The sequence below is a fragment of the Mesorhizobium sp. RCAM 06353 genome, from assembly GCF_059683585.1.
This window is the reverse complement of record NZ_CM185031.1, coordinates 6,992,632-7,009,480: the sequence shown is the minus strand read 5'-3', so window position 1 is coordinate 7,009,480 and position 16,849 is coordinate 6,992,632. Positions and strand designations below refer to the sequence as shown.

The window sequence follows — 16,849 nt, the reverse complement described above, 5'->3', positions numbered from 1 at the left end:
CCATGCAAAAGCTTGTGCGAAACAAAGTAAGAAAACTTGAGGTCGTTCAATTGGTCGAAAGACCGGCGAGAGCACGGATCCTCGCCGTCGACGACGACGAGCGAAATTTGCTGGCGATCAGCGAAGTGCTCGCCTCGACCGGTGACGTCATCTGCGCCCAATCGGGCGAAGAGGCCCTGCGCTTTCTGCTGAAGGAGGACTTCGCCGTCATCCTGCTGGACGTCCTCATGCCCGGAATCGACGGCTATGAGACGGCTGCACTTATCCGCCAGCGCGAGCAATCCAAGCGCACGCCGATAATCTTCCTCACCGCCATCAACAAGGAGGAGGCCCACATGCTGCGCGGCTATGATGCCGGCGCGGTCGACTATGTGTTCAAGCCGTTCGATCCAATCATGCTGCGTTCGAAAGTCGCGGTTTTCGTCGAGCTCCACGAAAAGACGCTTGAAATCCAGCGAAAGGCGGCGACCGAGCAGGGGCTGCTGGCCCAGGCGCTCCAGGCGCAGAAGGATAAGCTGCAGGCGGAGCGGGCCCTTCGCAACGCAGAGGAACGTCAGGATGCCATCCTGAGATCCTTGCCGGTCTGTTTCCATGCGCGGGCCGCCGCGCCGCCGTTCGCGGCCCGCTTTGTGACCAAGGGTGTCGAGCGCCTGACCGGTTTTTCCCCTGAAGACTTGACCTCGGATCCGGCTTTCGGCCTTAGCCGGGTCCACCCTGAAGATCTCCCACGGTTAAAGCAAGCCCTGCTGGAGGCAAAAACCAGGGGCTCCTATACCTGCGAATTCCGCTGGCTGTGCGCCAATGGCGAGTACCGCATCTTTCTTGACCAAGGCGTGATGTCAAACGGTTCTGACGACGGCGAGCCGGAAATATTGGGCACGTTGCTTGACGTGACCGAGCGGCGAGGCCTTGAGGACCAGCTGCTGCAATCACAGCGCCTTGACGCAATCGGCAAGCTGACGGGTGGCCTGGCCCATGATTTCAACAATCTGCTCGCCGCTATTCTCAGCGGATTGGGATTGCTCGAACGCCGCGGGATACTGGATGATCAGGGACGACAGGTTGTCGACCTGTTGCGGCGCTCCGCCAAACAAGGTGCCGATCTGGTCACGCGAATGCTCGCCTTTTCGCGCCGACAAACGCTGAAACCAGAAGCCGTGCGGCTTGCAGCCCTTGGCGACACGATGAACGGCTTGGTCGCCCCCGTTTTAGGGGGGCTGATACGCTTCGATTGGCAAATCGACGACACGGTATGGCCCGTGCATGTCGACGCCGGACAGCTTGAACTTGCCTTGATGAATCTGGTTTTTAATGCGCGCGACGCCATGCCTTCTGGAGGCACAATAACGGTTCATGCGCGAAACCATTCAGTTGCAAACCGATCGGAAGACGTTCCGACGGGTGATTATGTCGTGGTGACAGTCAGGGACACGGGCTCCGGCATCGCACCTGATATTCTGGCGAAGGTTATCGAACCTTTTTTCACCACAAAGCCCGTCGGCAAGGGAACGGGTCTCGGTCTCAGTACCGTCTATGGCTTCATGAAGCAGTCCGGCGGAACGCTACGCATTGACAGCGTCGTAAATCGTGGAACAGGCATGCAACTGTGGCTGCCACGCTCACTAGAAGAACCAGCCACTCCCTCGGTGGAAGCCGACGTCGGGCACATCCTTCTAGACGCCCGCACGGAGCGACCGTCGATCCTTTTGATCGATGACAGCAACGTCTTGCGGCAGCTTACGGCCGAGTCGTTACGCCAACGCGGTTTCGAGGTAACTTGCGCGGGGGGAGGGGCAGAGGCCCTCGCTATGATCGAACGCGCTCCCGACGAATTCGACGTCATCGTGACCGACTTCGCCATGCCACTTGTATCAGGAGTGGACGTCATCCGCTTCGCACGCAATCTGCGATCCGACTGGCCGGCGGTTATCATTACGGGCTATGCCGATGCCGAAGAGATCGCCGATCGGCCAGCGGACGTGCCGCTGCTCGGCAAGCCTTTCCGCGACAAGGATCTGTTCGAAAGCATTTTCCTCGCAATCGCCAATGCAGAGCCCCGAGAGGTCAAGACAGGCTAGTGGCATGAGGGTGCCGTTGGCAACGCGCGGTACGAATTTCCTACTTGGTGAAATTCAGATTTCCGACGATCGCTGCGCGATCATCCCGAGCCGGTCAATCAGGTCTTGAGCTTGTTCGCCGGTTACGCCCGTCGCGCATCGCGAGCGCTTCCACGGTCAGCGCGCCGGAACTCGCAACCTCGCGCGTTCCCGAAAATGCGCCGTCTGCTGTGCCTGGAAGGGCGGCCTCGCGAATGATCTCTTCCTGGGCGATTATGCCAGTGCCGTTTGTGGTCGCCATGCGGGCCACCTTCCCGCTGCCAGATGCATAAGCGCGCTGTTGGATCTTCGCGCTTCAAATGCGTCGATTCTTCCAGGCTTAAGCAGTCTAGTCTTCAAATCGAAAGCGCTCGTGGCTCTCGCCTCAAACTCATATGCTACGTGTCTTCACCGAAGAATCCAACCAGTTCACAAATCAGCCGGCGCCACCCAGCCGGAACATCGGGAGCTCTGGCGCATTGCTCATGGACGCCGTCACATGCCTACGGACTCACAATGCGATCATCGATCACAAATATATGGGACTTGGTCAAAGAGAGCGCAGTCGGGTTCCTCAACGACAATGCTCTGAGCCATGGCGCGGCCATGGCTTTTTACGCCACTACCTCCCTGGCTCCAATTTTGCTGATAGTCGTCGCTATTGCAGGTCTGGTCTTCGGTCAGGATGCTGCACAATTGGCATTGTCTGCTCAGATTTCCGGACTGATGGGGCCAGAAAGTGCCGATCTCCTACAGACCGCCCTGCAGAGTGCCTCGAGTAAATTATCCGGAACCTGGGCCGCGGTAATCGGAGTAATCACCTTGTTGGTGGCTGCATCGGGCGTTTTTGGCGAAATGCAGCAATCGCTGAACACCATATGGAAAGTTGAACCTCAGGGAAGTTCGTTCTCGCGTCTGGTCCGGGCGCGTGCGGCAAGTCTGGGTTTGGTCGCCGCGCTCGGTTTCATGTTGCTCGTGTCTCTCGTCGCCAGCGCAGCGATCTCGGCCTTGGGAAACATCATCAACGCTCAGCTGCCGTTTGGCACAATCGTCCTCGGCGTGATCAACGCCGTCGTTTCGTTTGTCCTGATTTCAGTGATGTTCGCCGCAATCTACAAAGTGTTACCCGATCGAACCCTTGAATGGCGTGACGTGGGGATCGGCGCTGTTATGACCGCCGCCCTGTTTACGCTCGGGAAGTCGCTTATCGGCTGGTATATCGGCACCAGCGCGATCGCCTCCTCATATGGGGCCGCCGGTGGACTGCTCGTCATCCTGCTGTGGGTTTACTACTCGTCGGAAATTTTTCTTCTCGGCGCCGAGTTCACGCGCGCCTATTCCATTCGACACGGCAGCAGGTCGGGTTTGGGAGCATTGGCTGACAGTCCTTTGCCTGCAGAACATGTCCCGATTCACCCAGAGCAGACTTCCCCCTCTGCGGGCGTGATCACGCTGTTGGCGGCAGCGTGCGCGAGCGCGACGATGACCGCTCTTGCGCTGGGTCATCGGCGTCAGGGATAGCTGGTGTCGGACGAAAAAAGCTTCGAACTCGGCTTTGTCTCGTCTCAATATCGCTGACAACTCGTTGCAAGCCTGAATCGCTGTGAAAGCGGCCAAAAGCCTTACTGCGGGAGATGGCCATCATCGATGGCGAGCTACCGCTATAATAAAGAGGTTTGAACTTCTGGAGATCGCGCCAGGCGGATCGCCGCTATCCTACCAATCATCCCGATGGAACATTAGGAGGTTCTAAGTGTTCATTACAGCGCGAGGGTTAAATTGCTCCGGCGCCAAATCCTCGAGAGCAGCGATGTGCTTGGCCCGCAAATTCTGAGGAGATGGACTCATGAACAGCATTATCTACATCGTCGGACTCGTCGTTGTCGTCCTGGCGGTCTTGAGCTTTTTTGGCCTCAGAAGATAGGCGACAAAGGGCGTAGCGATAGGCCCAACCGCCGGGCATCCTGGAACCTTTCATCCCTCGGTTTATTGGTGTGCATGTCCTTAACCGTCGAACCACCAATATTGCCAGCGGGTAATCCGGATCGGGAGGTCAATTGTGAAGTCGCGTTGGAAGCAGCATTCGCGGCGCTGGTGACCACCTCGGTAGCGCAGGGGTGGAGCTCGCGGGAAACGGCAGCGACCCTCCTCAAAATAGCTACAGAACATGCCCTCCGGCTTGAGACCGAAGCAGGGACTTTGTCTGAAGGCTAGTCGGGTTCACATGGTGCGCTACTGACTACGATCGTGGCGCCTTAAATGCTCCTGGGCCACGTGGCCCGTAGCGTCAAGGAGGACAGACTGTGCGTGTCATGGTGCTCGTTAAGGCGACTGAAGACAGCGAAAAAGGCATTCTTCCCACCGCGGAAGCGTTTGAGGCGATGGGCCGATACAATGACCTATTGCGCAATGCCGGTATTTTGCGAGCCGCGACGGCCTTGAGCCCTCGTCCCAGGCCAAGCGCGTTGCGTTCGACGGCTCCGGCCGCAAGATCATCGACGGCCCATTCGCCCAGCATCGTGAGTTGGTTGCCGGTTTCTGGCTTTGGGATGTAAAGGATATGGACGAGGCCCTCGCTTGGGTGAAGCGATGTCCGAACCCCATGCCGGGGCCGAGCGAGATCGAAATCCGGCCCCTACAAGAGTTGCCTGATTTGCGATGAGGCCTGCCCTCTGCGAGATGGCTGCGCAGGCGTATCGGGACGGTACCGCATGATGTCGGTTCAGCGCGTGGCAGATGATAATTCAGATGCCAAACGCGCGCTTGTGCTTGAGAAGGAACGCAAACATCAACACGGCTGCAGCCACGATTAGCGAACCGACAGCGACGATCGGCTCAAGGGCCGTATTGCCTTGCAGCATCAAATATAGTGCCGGCAGCATCACAACGAGTCCGACATTGTAGAGACCGTAGTGGATCATCGCGATTTTCCGCGCTGCCTTTGCCGGGTTAAGGGCGTAGTAGCCGCCGAAGATTGCGCTTGTGACCCATCCGAGAAGATTGATATGGGCATGTGCCGGAAAGGCGCCGTGGTCGCCTGAGATCGCCATTTGGAGGCCGGCCCCGATCCCCAAAATGAGCCACACAATAGCTGTCTTAAAGAAAAGATCCGAAACCTTAGGTATGACACTTCCTCCCTGCAAACTGTCATCAAAACTCGCCCGCAGTCGGGTTGATCGCTGCCGGCCGAAAGGCGCTGACGAAGCTTAAGGCCGACCTCTGGGCTGCCTTCCTAATTTAGCAGCCACTGTTACCTGAAGACCGGCAGTGCGTTGGCGACGATTGCTTTCCCTCGTTTCGTCTGCAGCAGATCCCGCTCAAAGGCTAGATCGACCCGCCGCTGCCGTGAACGGGGCGGAGGTTTTCTGGGATTTCTTCACCAGGTAAGGGCTATCGAGCGCAGGGATGAGGGAAGGACATGACGGTGCAAGTTGGATTCTGGCAACGCTGGCTTCGCGGAGGAGGTCGCTGGCATGTATCCCTGTCCCCGACGGAGGTAAGCTGAGCCGCTGCCCACGGCGGCTGGCTTTCTAATCTTTGTGCGGCACAATGTAACTACTGCTGACTCCGTTGATCCCGATGCCTCGGGTGACAACAACTTTTGAGTAACCGGTTGGCAGAGAGCCAGTCACCGTCGCGTCGATGCGGCGGCAACGGCCAATTATTTCACCCCTGGGGGCGCTTGCAAGCCTTCGCTTCAATGAATTTCTGCACTGGTCAAGCGATGAGTATACTGCCTGCGGCGTATCAATTGGTTTGCAGACAAAAGGCTCGTTCGGGTTGCACGAAAGCAGAATCATAACTGCAGCAGTTGCCGGGTCCATAGGACACTCCCATGTTGGACAGGGCTTCAACGCCGAAGGGAGGGCTTTGTTTCCTAGGCGCGAGACATGGCGTGGCGGCCCAGTTTCAGGCATCGGAGGAGCAATGGCGCTGCCGACATCCAGGATCCGTGGGTGAGGGGCAAGACGGGGGCATGGACTTGAGTGGCTGAGTTCGCGGCCGTGAAGCTGGTCGAACTTGCGCAACACTGAGGCTAGCCTTCATGAAGCAAGCTGGCATGGCTGGCACCACGGAGTGCCGGGTCACCTACACGGAAGTCTCGCCGCCCTGTCGGTTGGCCTACAAAACGTTGACCGATTTTGTGCCTGACGTAACACCATACGAAGTGGCCACGGTCGTTGATCTGCGGGCCACTGCCGATCGCGTGAAGGTCACCATCTTCTTCGATGCCATGCACGATGACATCTGGAAGACCGAACGGGTCCGCGCCGGCCACGAAAGCCAGCTGCGCTAGCTCGATGCACTGCTTGCGGCACTAAGCAACACGGTCCACAAATAAAACCTTGGCTCACCAGTGCAGCCGCCATAGTTCAGCTGCCCTACCCGAAATTCACCCTCCAGAACGGCGATGTCGAGTGGGCAGAGGGGGTGATAACACGATGTCTTCCTGCTGCCGGAGCAGGCTCCCCTTTTCGGCCAGTCGCTTGCGCCTCTGTTCGCGGAAGGCTGTCATGCCATAGCGGGTGATGCCATAGAACAACAGGCCAAAAATCAGCCCGAATGGCACCGCACCGCACAGCATGGGCTTTAAGACCGGTGCCCACAATTGCGAAATTGAAAGGGTCTGCAACATCTCACTCAGATGGGCTGGCCGTTCGTGACTTTGCATGTGGCCGTGCAACATGATCTTGCCGGTCTCCCAAGTCGCTCCCACAACAAACGGTAGGGTCAGCGGATTGCCAAAGACAAATGTTCCTAGACCTGCCGCCACCACGTTTCCTGAAATCAGCCAGCACACGATGGCGGCAATGGCGAAATGGGACCCTAGTGGAAAGAAAGACGCGAAAACCCCAGCCGCCACGCCCGCTGCGACGGCGTTTGGAGTGGCGTTCAGACGGAGGATACGCTTTGAAACATACCGAAACGATCGCGAGAAGGAGCGGCGCGGCCACATGTAAATGCGCAATCGCTCGAAGAGACCATCAGGATTTCGGCGTCCAAAGAGCACTTTCTTGCCCACTTCAAACGCGGTCGGTTGAACGGATGGACCTCGTCTCTGAAAAAACGCAGCCTGTGCTGCTTTGTTCCGAATTTGCTGATCAACCGGGTGTCCGAAAGCGCAAGGGCGGATAGTCGGGCAACAGTCGGAAAAAACCCAGGCTGAGAACGCGGCATAGTTTTGTACCGAGTTGAATGGGTAGAGCGTCTGGTTATCGGCATTCCGCCAATCCGCCCCTACGTCGGGCGCCCCTTTTTTCGGCTCCCGCGCAATGCGCCACGGGCCGCCGGGCTTCTGAAGTGGCAGCACTTTTCACCTCAACATCGCCCAGGACCAATACGCACCAATTGCCATTTGCACTGCGAACGCAGTGAACCTGAGACTGACTGCGATCTGGGTCGTGGAGACGAGGTGAATTATCGACTGAACTATTCGCGCGCCTAACAGTGTAGAGGCCAGCGGATCCGTGACATCTGTCTTTGAAATAATGATCGCGACTCCGAGCAGACCTCCGAAAATTGGAAGCCCTTCTATGCAGTTGGCGTGGGCGCGGGCTAACCTCTGCATAAAGGGGGAAAGACCCGCGTTATCTGGCGTAAAGCCGTTTGCTGCGGCCTTTCCAGAGATCACCAGATACGTACGGATCACTTCCATCACGATCAGCAGTCCCAGTGCCCACGAGATGAATCCAGTCAATGCAAACGCAGTCGCCGACATATGCCGTCCCCGTTGCTAACAGTCTCGGTCGTCGAACCAATCAACTAGTCTACCGCTATGCGTTGGTGGAGGCCAATGGCACACCAGTGGCGCATTGCTGACCGGCAGATTTGGGGCCGTGTATGGACGGCTCTCCGTTGGCAAGGGATTTGTGAGCTTTTGCAGTTGCTGGTTGGTGCGGCCATGTATCCGACCTCACATGATGGTTCTCCAGTCAATGTTTTTCCATGGGTGTAATCCGAGGTGAGCTCTCTTCCTGCAGGGCCTGCCTGCTAACCTCACATCCGGCGGGATGATATCCCAACCACTGTCCCGCATTCGGGACGGGAGAGCTCCAAAGGAACGGCACCACTCTGTGAAGACGGCACTGGAGCACCACGCCGGACAACGGCGACGTTCCCTCGGTCACCGGGCTGCTTTGCCGTCGCAGAGCTGCCCGATCTCGATAATTATTATACGGCGGGCTTCATGGTGGCTCCCTCGGGTACGACACCATCGACGGCGAAGCGCCACAGAGCGATCAGCAACTTGCGAGCGAGGGCGACCACTATGACCTTGCGGACGCGGCGGCCAGTAGAGCCGGTGCGTTCCCGGAACCAGGCAACCTGGGCAGCACCAGGCTGGTAGCGTTGCCAGAGCCAGGCCAGCTCCACCATCACCGTTCGAAGCCGCCGGTTCCCGGCCTTTCCGATCCCTTGCTCGCGTTCCACCCCACCACTGTTGTAAGGCGTCGCAGTAAGACCTGCATAAGATCCGAGCGCTTTGGCATTAGCGAAGCGACGGACGAAGGCCTCGCGGACCAATATTGTGGCACTCTGCACCCCTATACCGCGCAGACTGCAGAGCTGCTGGATCATCCGACTGGCATCATCCGAAGCGGGCAACTCCGCTACCGCATCGCGGTCGTGTTCCAGCGTGGCGATCTGATCGAGAACGAGCTCCAGCCGGCTCAGCAACCGTTCGATCTTGGCGAGGGCGTGAGGTGGCATTGGGTCACCCAGACCGGTACGAAGGTCGGCCAGACGCCGCCGGCGGTTTTTCAGGAGCGGGTTGTAATCCTCGACGCCGAGCGTCGCGAGGACAGCACCGATCCGGTTGGCAAGGCTGACACGTTCGGACACGAGCTCTGTTCGTTCGCGGACAGAGCGCCGTGCATCCTCATCGGCTTCGTCAGGGATCGGTACCATGGAGCAGACGCGCGGTTCGCCGCGAAGCCACGCCAGCAGCGTACGCAGGAGTAACTCGGCGTCGATCCCGTCCGACTTTGCGCGACGCATGCGACGATCGACGGGCACGCTGGAAGGCTGGATGACATGGACCTCCACGCCTTTGGCAATCAGCCATCTGGCAAGCCAGAACCCGGACCATCCAGCTTCGTAGGTCGCAACCACCCGATCTACCGGGTGGCCGGCAGCAGCAGCACGAGCACGATAGCCATCGATTGCGGACTGAAGAGCAAGCTTATCTGGCTCAATGGCACGCTTCGCCTTGGTCTGCGGCAGGCCGGGCACCTGGGCGGCCAAAACCCAGTTTTTGTTGCTTAGTTCGATAGCCAGCACGAGCGTACGATCGTATTGGACAACTTCTGCGCCGTTGAATGATTGCGACATGATCAGGCCTCCAGAGTTTGAGATGGCGCAGTCTAATCTGCCTGCGCCGCAAATCATGGGATCTGTAGGTGCGGCCTTTCATGTGCCGCTGGCCATAATGCCAGTCGCGCGTTTCAGGTCCCGATCGAAAGCTCGCACTTATAGTGCACGGCCCCAGTGGGTTTTCCTGATCCGGCGGTTTCAACCGGCTTTGTGCATTAGCTCCTGTCCGCCCTTTCCAACCTCGTTGGCGATCCCGCGCCTTGTTTCGTTCTATGCGATGACCGGCTCCCTGTAGCGCTCGCCGCCGGTCATCAATGCCCAGACCATGCGGGCTGTCTTGTTAGCCAGCGCAACCGCCGCGACCTTGGTTGTTCGCCGCGCCATCAGTTGCACCAGCCATGGCCGCCTAGTCCCGTTCCGTTCGGCATAGCGGATGACCGCCATGGCGCCGACCACGAGCAACTGTCGCAGGTAGCGATTGCCGGCCTTGGAGATGCTGCCGAGCTTCTCCTTGCCCCCGCTAGAGTTCTGCTTCGGCACGAGCCCGATCCAAGCCGAGAGGCATCGCCCCGACTTGAACGCGTGCGGATCGGCGACGGTCGCAACGAACGCACTCGCCAGCAGCGGGCCAACGCCCGGAATCTCCATCAACCTGCGACCCAGTTCGGTCTCTCGCGCACTCGCACGGACCCGGCGATCGTTTTCGAGGATCTGTTCCTTCACGACACGAAGCTGTGCTTCAAGCATCCTCAGGCAAAGCCGTGCGTCGGCCGGTATCCTGGCATCGTTCTCGTCGTTGATGACCACGAGAAGTTGCTCAATTCCACTACGCCCGATCGGCGCCACGACCCCGAACTCGGATAGGTGCGCCCGCAACGCGTTCGATATCTGTGTGCGCTGGCGGTTGAGCATCAATCGAACCCGGTGCAGCATCATCACACTCTGCTGCTCGGGCGACTTCACCGGCACGAAGCGCATCGTCGGTCTTGTCACGGCCTCGCAGATCGCCTCTGCATCTGCAGCATCATTCTTCTGCCGCTTCAGATACGGCTTCACATACTGTGCCGGCAGCAGCCGCACTGGCCACGTGCAGTCAGTTCTCTCGCCCAATAATGCGACGAACTGCAGGCTTCGATTCCGACCAGGCAACGCGGCAGACTCTCAAGGAACGGCAGCACACGCCCACGCGTCAACTTCCTGCGAAGTGCAACCTCACCAGCCGCATCCACGCCGTGGACTTGAAACACGGACTTCGCAATATCCAGACCGATTGTCGTAACGTTGCTCATCATAGCGCTCCTCCAGCTCTAATCCCGCGATCATACCGCAGGAAGGGAGGAGAGCCGTCCACCGCATCAGAAGCGGAACGTCGGCTTTCGGGATGACGGGGATAGAAAGCCGACCGTAGCATCCCGGTAGCGCCGACCGCTTGCGCCAGAAGCGGGGCGCTCGCCACGGCGAAAACGACCCCTACAGGCGATCGACGCGACGGGCGCTAAGGGCCATACCTGACTCTATGTTCCCTTCACGATTCTCGGTTTAGCCGGTCGGCGGGATTGCGTCTCGCTCTCAAGGGCCAAGGCCAACCGCTTCTCGTCTTCGATGGCGCGATCGACTGCCTCAATTTCCTCTTGGAGCGCCTTTAATTCGGCTCCGTAGCTGGCGCCATCGCTGTCCCCGATCTGAAAGCCACTGGCCCGCATTGCGTCGCGAGTATGGTGCACGTTGCGGACTCCTTCGCGTCGAGTCGCGACCAGGATTTCCCTGAACTCTCCAAGACGTTCAACGTGATTACGAGTCATTGCGTTCTCCTATTTCGTCGTCATCGTCGCCGACGGCGATTCAAAACGGCTAAACTTACGGCGCAGACGGTTTAAGTGATTACAGGGGTACCCTCGACAAAGCATGAGTGCGGAAGCTCAAATTTGAACGTTTTGCAATAACGTGGAGCGCGGCAGGCGGACATTGGCTTGGGAGGTCGGACCGATCACCGACCAGGTGCTAGACCCTTCGGCCGAGCGCGTCGGCTGCTCGCCGCGCTTGCTGATCCGTCTAGCAAACGATTCTGGATCGCGAGGGTCCGTTTCTGAGCGCACAGCGACGTTGGTCTCAATGCTCGATAAGAGGCGCATTGCCGTCCGGCAGCTTTTGGGCCGGAAGCAGATTGTCCGGTTCTGGAACAAATAGCCAGAAAACTGCCGTTCCGCAGACGACCTTCCTAGAGCAGCCAGAATAGCTTTGTCATTCAATCGAACTGCGCAGGGACTTCCTTGGGTTGAACTAAGGTGTCAGGCACAGAGGCGGGTCGCAAGCAATCGCCGAGTGACGAAGCAAGAAACACACCCTTGTCAATTTAAGCATCAGGCTGCAGCTCCAACACGAAATCCCTCAATTCGTAGCCGCCTCTCATGTCGGAAACAGCTCCGAACATATTTTGACGCCGCTGGAATATCGTGGCTTGAGGACTACCGTCGAGTTCATCGGCACTGCGACCTAAAACCAGCAAACCACCATCGACGACTGTCTTTGCAACGGCACGGAGCGCGCGTTCGATTTGACCACGAGGAAAGTTCCTCTCCCCAAGGGCGTTCATCACGCGCACGACATCATACTGCATAGGCGACGGCGAAAAGAAATTATCCCTGGTGGCCACGAAGCGGCTGTCAATTTTCGCTCTTTCAATGACGTCAGGATGAAAAAGTGACACGGGCGTAAGCGTTGAAAGGCTGGGCGACAACAGCCAGGCCAGAAACTCATTTGCCCGCTTGCTTCTCAATGCGATAGTGCCCAGCGCTACCTGGAGGACAACTTGGTCGTTGTCGTAGAAGACCCAGAACATCCCTTTGCGAGCCGCGCCAACCTCATCGTAGTAATCGCTTGCCGTCAGCCTGACAGGTCGCTCGTGGCTTAGCCTGTTGAACAGTTCCAAAGACGTAATGCCGTCAGATGCCGCCATATCGTGAACGGTGACTTCCTTGTCCATCGGTAGCCGCCGAATGGCCGATATGATGGACGCGTCCAAGTCCAGGAACCGGTTAGGCCGAGTCGTTTTCGACGTGCACGGTCCAGCTGACATTGATGCAAGTATGCGTTTTCGCTCCTTGGCGGTGGGTGTGGAAAGCAACCTCGCAAAAGACGGCGCTAATATTCGCATGGACAAGCCACTTACCACGCGGCAGGCTGCCTTTGAAGGCGAAGGTTGAGCCTGAAGGTCTGCTCAGGCGGGCTGATACACGGCCAACCCCGAACTCCGCGGCGCCTCTTGAAGTGCAAGCAGCGCGAATGGCGGACACATCCGCCGCGTTATTCGCTCATCGACATGAACTAAATTCGGTCGCCATTCGTTTAGGAATTGAAGAGAGGGCGGGCAGCTTGATACTCAGTCGACATCGTAGGTTCATTTTTTTCAAAACGATCAAAACTGGCGGCACGAGTTGCGAAATCGTCTTGTCGCGATTTTGCGGTCCCAAAGATGTAATCACCTATCTGCCGCCCCCCGATGAACGGCTGCGTCGCAGCTTGGGAGGACGCCCTGAGCAGAACAATCGGGATGCGTTCCACAAACGATTGGCGGGAAGGCTGCTCGGATGGGAACGCGGAAAACAGAAACGTCGCTTCGACCACAATATATCCGCGATTGAGCTTCGGGCGCAGATTCCGGAACAGGAATGGCATTCATTCCTCAAATTTACAGTCGCTCGAAATCCATTCGACCGCGCCATCAGCAAATATTTTCACGACCGGCATCACAACGCATCACTTGAGATCGTTCCGGGGTCACAGCCTTCCAAAGACGATATCAATGGGTACTTGCTGACTTTGCCAGACCGCGATCTGACAAACTGGCACATATATGCCGACGATAAGGTTCCGCTTGTTGACCGCATCATGCGCTATGAAAATCTCTCCGACGAGATCGCAAGCATGTTGCGATCGTTGGGGATTACCGATGAGTTCGCACTTCCGCGTGCCAAGGGCGCGTGGCGGACCAATCGTGAGCCATATCGATCCATCATAGGAGTGGAGCTCCGCCACAAGATTGAAGCCGCCGCCTCAAATGAGTTAGAGCTAATGTGCTACAAATGGTAGCTTGATTACGTCAACGGTCGGTCGACGTTTGAGGGACGCTGGCCGACATCCGGGAATGGGGTCCATGGGCGCTGCGAAAAGACATTTAGACCGCTTCAAGATCGCCAGCAAAATAGGCCAGGCACGGCTGCAGGGTATGTTCACATCCAGCCGGCTCGCTCCGGGACGCATAATTTCGGAGAGTAGCGGGGCGCCGCCTGACCAATTTCACCTTCTGGAACTGCACCGTGAATACGGCAATATTTTCAAGACTTGGTCGGGTGGAAAGCTGACAACGTGCATCGTCGGGCATGAACTAGGCCTGAGGTTTCTGACGGAAAACAAGGCCAAGCTGCGCGCCGCCACGATCGATATGACGCCGATCGTTCCAGAGGGCTTCCTAAGAGCAATGGAGGGAAGTACCCACGTCGATTATCGCCGCATGTTTTTAGCTGCTTTCCGAGCCGTCTCGCTTGAAGGTCGCAGCGCAGAACTTAGGACGATCCTTCACAGCCGCCTGGCGGAACTGACCACCGGCGAAGGCCGGCTGCGCTCCCAGGCAGCAGCTCGAATTCTTAAACAGGCGTCGACGGCGTTGATGCTGCAACTCGTCTTGGGTGCCAAAGATGGGTCCGAGATCGCTGGTGAACTCACCGACGCCTACAATGACTATGCTCCAAATGGCATGCATATTGTCATCACGCCCACCGAGCGCGCCAAATACGAGCGCATCAAAAGTTTAGTGCTTGTATTGGCGGACGACCTGAAACGATCGGAACGTCCGCCTTCGAGCTTACTCGAATACATGGTGCGGTCCCAAATGCTCGATGACACAGTCGTTGGCAATTTGATACATATGACCGAATTTGCTCGTTACGATTTTCACGGCTTGTGGCGTTGGATACTTCTCGAACTGGCGGGCGAGGAGAGTTACCTGAATTTGATAGCAGCCGAACCCGATGCTGGGCGACGCGAGTTGATGGCAAAATCAGCTGTATCCGAAACTCTCCGCATGCAGCAAAGCGAGTTTATCCTTCGGACTGCCACCATGCCGATCGTCTTCGAAGGCTTCCTTATTCCAAGGCGAAGTCGAGTCAGGATCTGCATTTGGGAAGCGCACAGAGACGCCAGCCAGTTTCTCGACCCGGAAGTCTTCAAGCCCGACCGGTTTGTCGACAAGAAATTCTCAAGCGCTTCTTATGCTCCGCTCGGACTTGATCATCACCGGTGTCTGGGTGCTGGTTGGACATTTCAGTTGAGCGGTATGCTTGTTGAGGAGCTCGCAGAAAACTTCTCCGTCAAACTCCTGAATTATGGGACCGTCAGCCGGGGTCATTTCCACTATGAGCCAGGTCCCGACTCTCAGATATCATTGACGGCAAGGCGATGATCGGCGAACTGCGTGATAGGGCCATGACGCGCGTCTATATCGGCATTGCCTCGCGAGATCGGCCGAAAATGGTTTCGGAACTTCTTGACTCGGTTGCTCGCCTCGACACCGAGGCGCACCTTGATCTGGCAATCATTCTTGTTGAGAATGGCAATGGCGAAGTCTTGCGGCAGGTAGTTGAGCGTTTTGCGGCAAACTGTGCCAGCATCAAGATCCACCATCTTGTCGAACCGCGCCTGGGTATTGTTTTCGCGCGCAACGCCGCCGTCGAGTTTGCTACCAATTCGAATTTCGATGGCTTGGCGTTCGTTGATGACGATGAGGTCGTCACGCCCACCTGGATTCTCGAACTGCTGGCGGAACAACAACGCGGCCAATATGACATTGTTGGAGGGCCGGTCAGGGCATTTGTTGACCCGCGTCCATTGACCTTCTGGAATCGGATCGTCTGGAAGGGTCTTTCATCCCGCGTCCAGCAGGTGGAGCAAACATGCGGCGAAAGGAAAGCCAACGGCAAAGAGTCACAGATTGTCCTCTCAACGAACAACTGGCTTGTGAGCCTGCCTTTCGTTCGAAAGGAGAACCTGAGGTTCGATGAGCGCTATAATTTGACTGGAGGAGAAGATACGCGGTTTTTACGTGATGCATGGCGACTTGGTGCCAAAACGGGGTGGGCGCCCAAGGCTGTCGTTCGCGAGCAGATCGTTCGCGAACGGCTGTCGCCATGGTATCAGATAAGACGAGCGCGCGACCACGCCCTTGTTTCCTTGAATGACAAATCCCATCGACGGCCGGCATCGAAATGGCTCCGTGCGCCTGTGTCGGCAATTTTCAAACTTCTGTCCGGCTTGGTGCTATTGTTGCTCGCGCCCTTTACGGGAGGGGCGACATTCTTCAATGCGCTAAGGGCTCTTGGCGAGGCCGCTGGCCGCACCCAGGGTCTCTTAGGCATCAAAAGCAAGCATTACAGGTTGACAATGGGCAAATGACACTTCGTCGCGCGGGGCCGCACATGACGCCCATTGCTTTGCCACGAGGCGCCCTTTTTTTCCGCCAGCCCGAAGTTGCCGTAGGCCTCGCTTTCTAAACGTAAGCGCTGTCCCGTTGGCACCTTTCGCGCGTTGTCGTGAGCGACGATGCTCGGGGCCTTTGAGGGCTTCGACACATGACGATTTCAGAACTTACGCTTAAGTCCAGGGACGAGGAGCCGGTTCGACGGCTTGAGATATTCACGGGTTCTGGACGGCGGCGCGAATGGTTGCCGGAGGAGAAAGCGCGGATCGTGGCGGAAAGCTACGATGCTGGCGAGACGGTGAGCGCGGTGGCTCGGCGACATGCATTGTCCCCGCAGCAGCTGTTCGCCTGGCGCCGGTCCGCGCGGGTGCCGTTGGCGAATGCGCCGGCACCGGAGCCGTTGTTTGTTCCAGCGGTGGTCGCGGCACAGGAGCCCGAACCGGCGGGGAAGCGCGCGAGATCGACACGGCAGCGGAAGGCCGCGCGAGAAACCGGCGTGATAGAGCTGGAGATTGACGGCGTCGCCATGCGGGTCGGTCGTGGCGCCGACGCCAGGACGGTGGCGGCGGTGATCCGTGCGCTGAAGGCGCCGTCGTGATCGGGCCGACGGGTGTGGTCAAGGTGATGGTCGCGACGAAGCCGGTGGACTTCCGCAAGGGGGCCGAAGGCCTGGCGGCGCTGGTGCGCGAGACGATGGGCGCCGATCCGTTCTCTGGCGCGGTCTACGTCTTCAGGGCCAAGCGCGCCGACCGGGTCAAGCTGGTGTACTTCGACGGCACCGGCGTGTGCCTGCTGGCGAAGCGTCTGGAGGACGGGAAGTTCTGCTGGCCTGCCATCACCGATGGCGTGGTGAGGTTGTCGGCGGCGCAATTGCAGGCGCTCCTGGAAGGGTTGGATTGGCGGCGCGTGCATGACGCCCGCGAGACGCGCGCGCCGGTCGCGGCAAGTTGATTCCATGGGAGGCTAGAGG

Annotated in this window: 14 protein-coding genes and 2 pseudogenes; 9 read left to right on the top strand and 7 right to left on the bottom strand. The window is 58.0% G+C overall.

All coding sequences use genetic code 11. From position 1 onward, the window contains the following. The first annotated feature begins 2 nt into the window (after window positions 1-2). From AC56QX_RS33895 to AC56QX_RS33885, 3 genes and pseudogenes are all read left to right on the top strand, one after another. The gene (locus AC56QX_RS33895; RefSeq protein ID WP_497112885.1) at window positions 3-2,078 is read left to right on the top strand and encodes a PAS domain-containing hybrid sensor histidine kinase/response regulator; all 2,076 of its coding nucleotides are present in this window, start codon (window positions 3-5) and stop codon (window positions 2,076-2,078) included. A 534-nt stretch (window positions 2,079-2,612) separates the two neighbouring features. Then, the gene (locus tag AC56QX_RS33890) at window positions 2,613-3,617 is read left to right on the top strand and encodes a YihY/virulence factor BrkB family protein (protein ID WP_497112884.1); all 1,005 of its coding nucleotides are present in this window, start codon (window positions 2,613-2,615) and stop codon (window positions 3,615-3,617) included. 782 nt (window positions 3,618-4,399) lie between these two features. After that, window positions 4,400-4,758, top strand: a pseudogene (locus AC56QX_RS33885) (YciI family protein). Window positions 4,759-4,840: 82 nt separating this feature from the next. Here AC56QX_RS33885 and AC56QX_RS33880 read toward each other — a convergent pair. After that, the gene (locus AC56QX_RS33880) at window positions 4,841-5,221 is read right to left on the bottom strand and encodes a hypothetical protein (RefSeq protein WP_497118041.1); all 381 of its coding nucleotides are present in this window, start codon (window positions 5,219-5,221) and stop codon (window positions 4,841-4,843) included. Between the two features lie 920 nt (window positions 5,222-6,141). Between AC56QX_RS33880 and AC56QX_RS33875 the strand changes: the two genes are divergently transcribed. Continuing rightward, the gene (locus tag AC56QX_RS33875; RefSeq protein WP_497112883.1) at window positions 6,142-6,393 is read left to right on the top strand and encodes a hypothetical protein; all 252 of its coding nucleotides are present in this window, start codon (window positions 6,142-6,144) and stop codon (window positions 6,391-6,393) included. 96 nt (window positions 6,394-6,489) lie between these two features. Here AC56QX_RS33875 and AC56QX_RS33870 read toward each other — a convergent pair whose 3' ends face one another. From AC56QX_RS33870 to AC56QX_RS33845, 6 genes and pseudogenes are all read right to left on the bottom strand, one after another. Further along, entirely contained in the window at window positions 6,490-7,107 is a 618-nt protein-coding gene (locus AC56QX_RS33870; protein WP_497118040.1) for a DUF2062 domain-containing protein, read from the bottom strand. Between the two features lie 303 nt (window positions 7,108-7,410). Beyond that, window positions 7,411-7,815 (bottom strand): MAPEG family protein, encoded by a 405-nt coding sequence (locus AC56QX_RS33865; protein ID WP_497112882.1) that lies wholly within the window; start codon window positions 7,813-7,815, stop codon window positions 7,411-7,413. Between the two features lie 452 nt (window positions 7,816-8,267). Beyond that, window positions 8,268-9,425, bottom strand: coding sequence for an IS110 family RNA-guided transposase (locus AC56QX_RS33860; protein WP_497112881.1), 1,158 nt, complete (start codon window positions 9,423-9,425; stop codon window positions 8,268-8,270). 252 nt (window positions 9,426-9,677) lie between these two features. After that, window positions 9,678-10,696, bottom strand: a pseudogene (locus AC56QX_RS33855) (IS110 family RNA-guided transposase). 225 nt (window positions 10,697-10,921) lie between these two features. Next, window positions 10,922-11,209: a hypothetical protein gene (locus tag AC56QX_RS33850; RefSeq protein WP_023785323.1), complete on the bottom strand. Its 288-nt coding sequence runs from the start codon at window positions 11,207-11,209 to the stop codon at window positions 10,922-10,924. A gap of 551 nt (window positions 11,210-11,760) precedes the next feature. Then, window positions 11,761-12,390, bottom strand: a complete 630-nt coding sequence (locus AC56QX_RS33845; RefSeq protein WP_497112880.1) for a hypothetical protein — start codon at window positions 12,388-12,390, stop codon at window positions 11,761-11,763. 299 nt (window positions 12,391-12,689) lie between these two features. Here AC56QX_RS33845 and AC56QX_RS33840 point away from each other — a divergent pair, with 299 nt between their 5' ends. The 5 genes from AC56QX_RS33840 (at window position 12,690) to tnpB (ending at window position 16,830) form a co-directional block, all read left to right on the top strand. Continuing rightward, window positions 12,690-13,496 (top strand): sulfotransferase family protein, encoded by an 807-nt coding sequence (locus AC56QX_RS33840; RefSeq protein ID WP_497112879.1) that lies wholly within the window; start codon window positions 12,690-12,692, stop codon window positions 13,494-13,496. Window positions 13,497-13,560: 64 nt separating this feature from the next. Beyond that, on the top strand, window positions 13,561-14,865 hold the full coding sequence (locus AC56QX_RS33835) for a cytochrome P450 (RefSeq protein ID WP_497112878.1): 1,305 nt from the start codon (window positions 13,561-13,563) through the stop codon (window positions 14,863-14,865). Continuing rightward, entirely contained in the window at window positions 14,862-15,854 is a 993-nt protein-coding gene (locus tag AC56QX_RS33830; protein ID WP_497112877.1) for a glycosyltransferase family 2 protein, read from the top strand. The genes AC56QX_RS33835 and AC56QX_RS33830 overlap by 4 nt, the downstream gene beginning before the upstream one ends. Window positions 15,855-16,030: 176 nt before the next feature. Beyond that, on the top strand, window positions 16,031-16,477 hold the full coding sequence (gene tnpA / locus AC56QX_RS33825) for an IS66-like element accessory protein TnpA (RefSeq protein ID WP_095205360.1): 447 nt from the start codon (window positions 16,031-16,033) through the stop codon (window positions 16,475-16,477). A 26-nt stretch (window positions 16,478-16,503) separates the two neighbouring features. Beyond that, window positions 16,504-16,830: an IS66 family insertion sequence element accessory protein TnpB gene (gene tnpB, locus AC56QX_RS33820; RefSeq protein WP_224690299.1), complete on the top strand. Its 327-nt coding sequence runs from the start codon at window positions 16,504-16,506 to the stop codon at window positions 16,828-16,830. Window positions 16,831-16,849: the final 19 nt, after the last annotated feature.

What these genes read in the sequence shown, in the direction of transcription:
- AC56QX_RS33895 (WP_497112885.1), top strand. Translation starts at nt 3, where the DNA reads ATGCAAAAGCTTGTGCGAAACAAAGTAAGAAAACTTGAGGTCGTTCAA.
- AC56QX_RS33890 (WP_497112884.1), top strand. Translation starts at nt 2,613, where the DNA reads ATGCGATCATCGATCACAAATATATGGGACTTGGTCAAAGAGAGCGCA.
- AC56QX_RS33875 (WP_497112883.1), top strand. Translation starts at nt 6,142, where the DNA reads ATGAAGCAAGCTGGCATGGCTGGCACCACGGAGTGCCGGGTCACCTAC.
- AC56QX_RS33865 (WP_497112882.1), bottom strand. Translation starts at nt 7,815, where the DNA reads ATGTCGGCGACTGCGTTTGCATTGACTGGATTCATCTCGTGGGCACTG.
- AC56QX_RS33860 (WP_497112881.1), bottom strand. Translation starts at nt 9,425, where the DNA reads ATGTCGCAATCATTCAACGGCGCAGAAGTTGTCCAATACGATCGTACG.
- AC56QX_RS33850 (WP_023785323.1), bottom strand. Translation starts at nt 11,209, where the DNA reads ATGACTCGTAATCACGTTGAACGTCTTGGAGAGTTCAGGGAAATCCTG.
- AC56QX_RS33845 (WP_497112880.1), bottom strand. Translation starts at nt 12,390, where the DNA reads ATGGACAAGGAAGTCACCGTTCACGATATGGCGGCATCTGACGGCATT.
- AC56QX_RS33840 (WP_497112879.1), top strand. Translation starts at nt 12,690, where the DNA reads ATGGCGGACACATCCGCCGCGTTATTCGCTCATCGACATGAACTAAAT.
- AC56QX_RS33835 (WP_497112878.1), top strand. Translation starts at nt 13,561, where the DNA reads ATGGGCGCTGCGAAAAGACATTTAGACCGCTTCAAGATCGCCAGCAAA.
- AC56QX_RS33830 (WP_497112877.1), top strand. Translation starts at nt 14,862, where the DNA reads ATGATCGGCGAACTGCGTGATAGGGCCATGACGCGCGTCTATATCGGC.
- tnpA (WP_095205360.1), top strand. Translation starts at nt 16,031, where the DNA reads ATGACGATTTCAGAACTTACGCTTAAGTCCAGGGACGAGGAGCCGGTT.
- tnpB (WP_224690299.1), top strand. Translation starts at nt 16,504, where the DNA reads ATGGTCGCGACGAAGCCGGTGGACTTCCGCAAGGGGGCCGAAGGCCTG.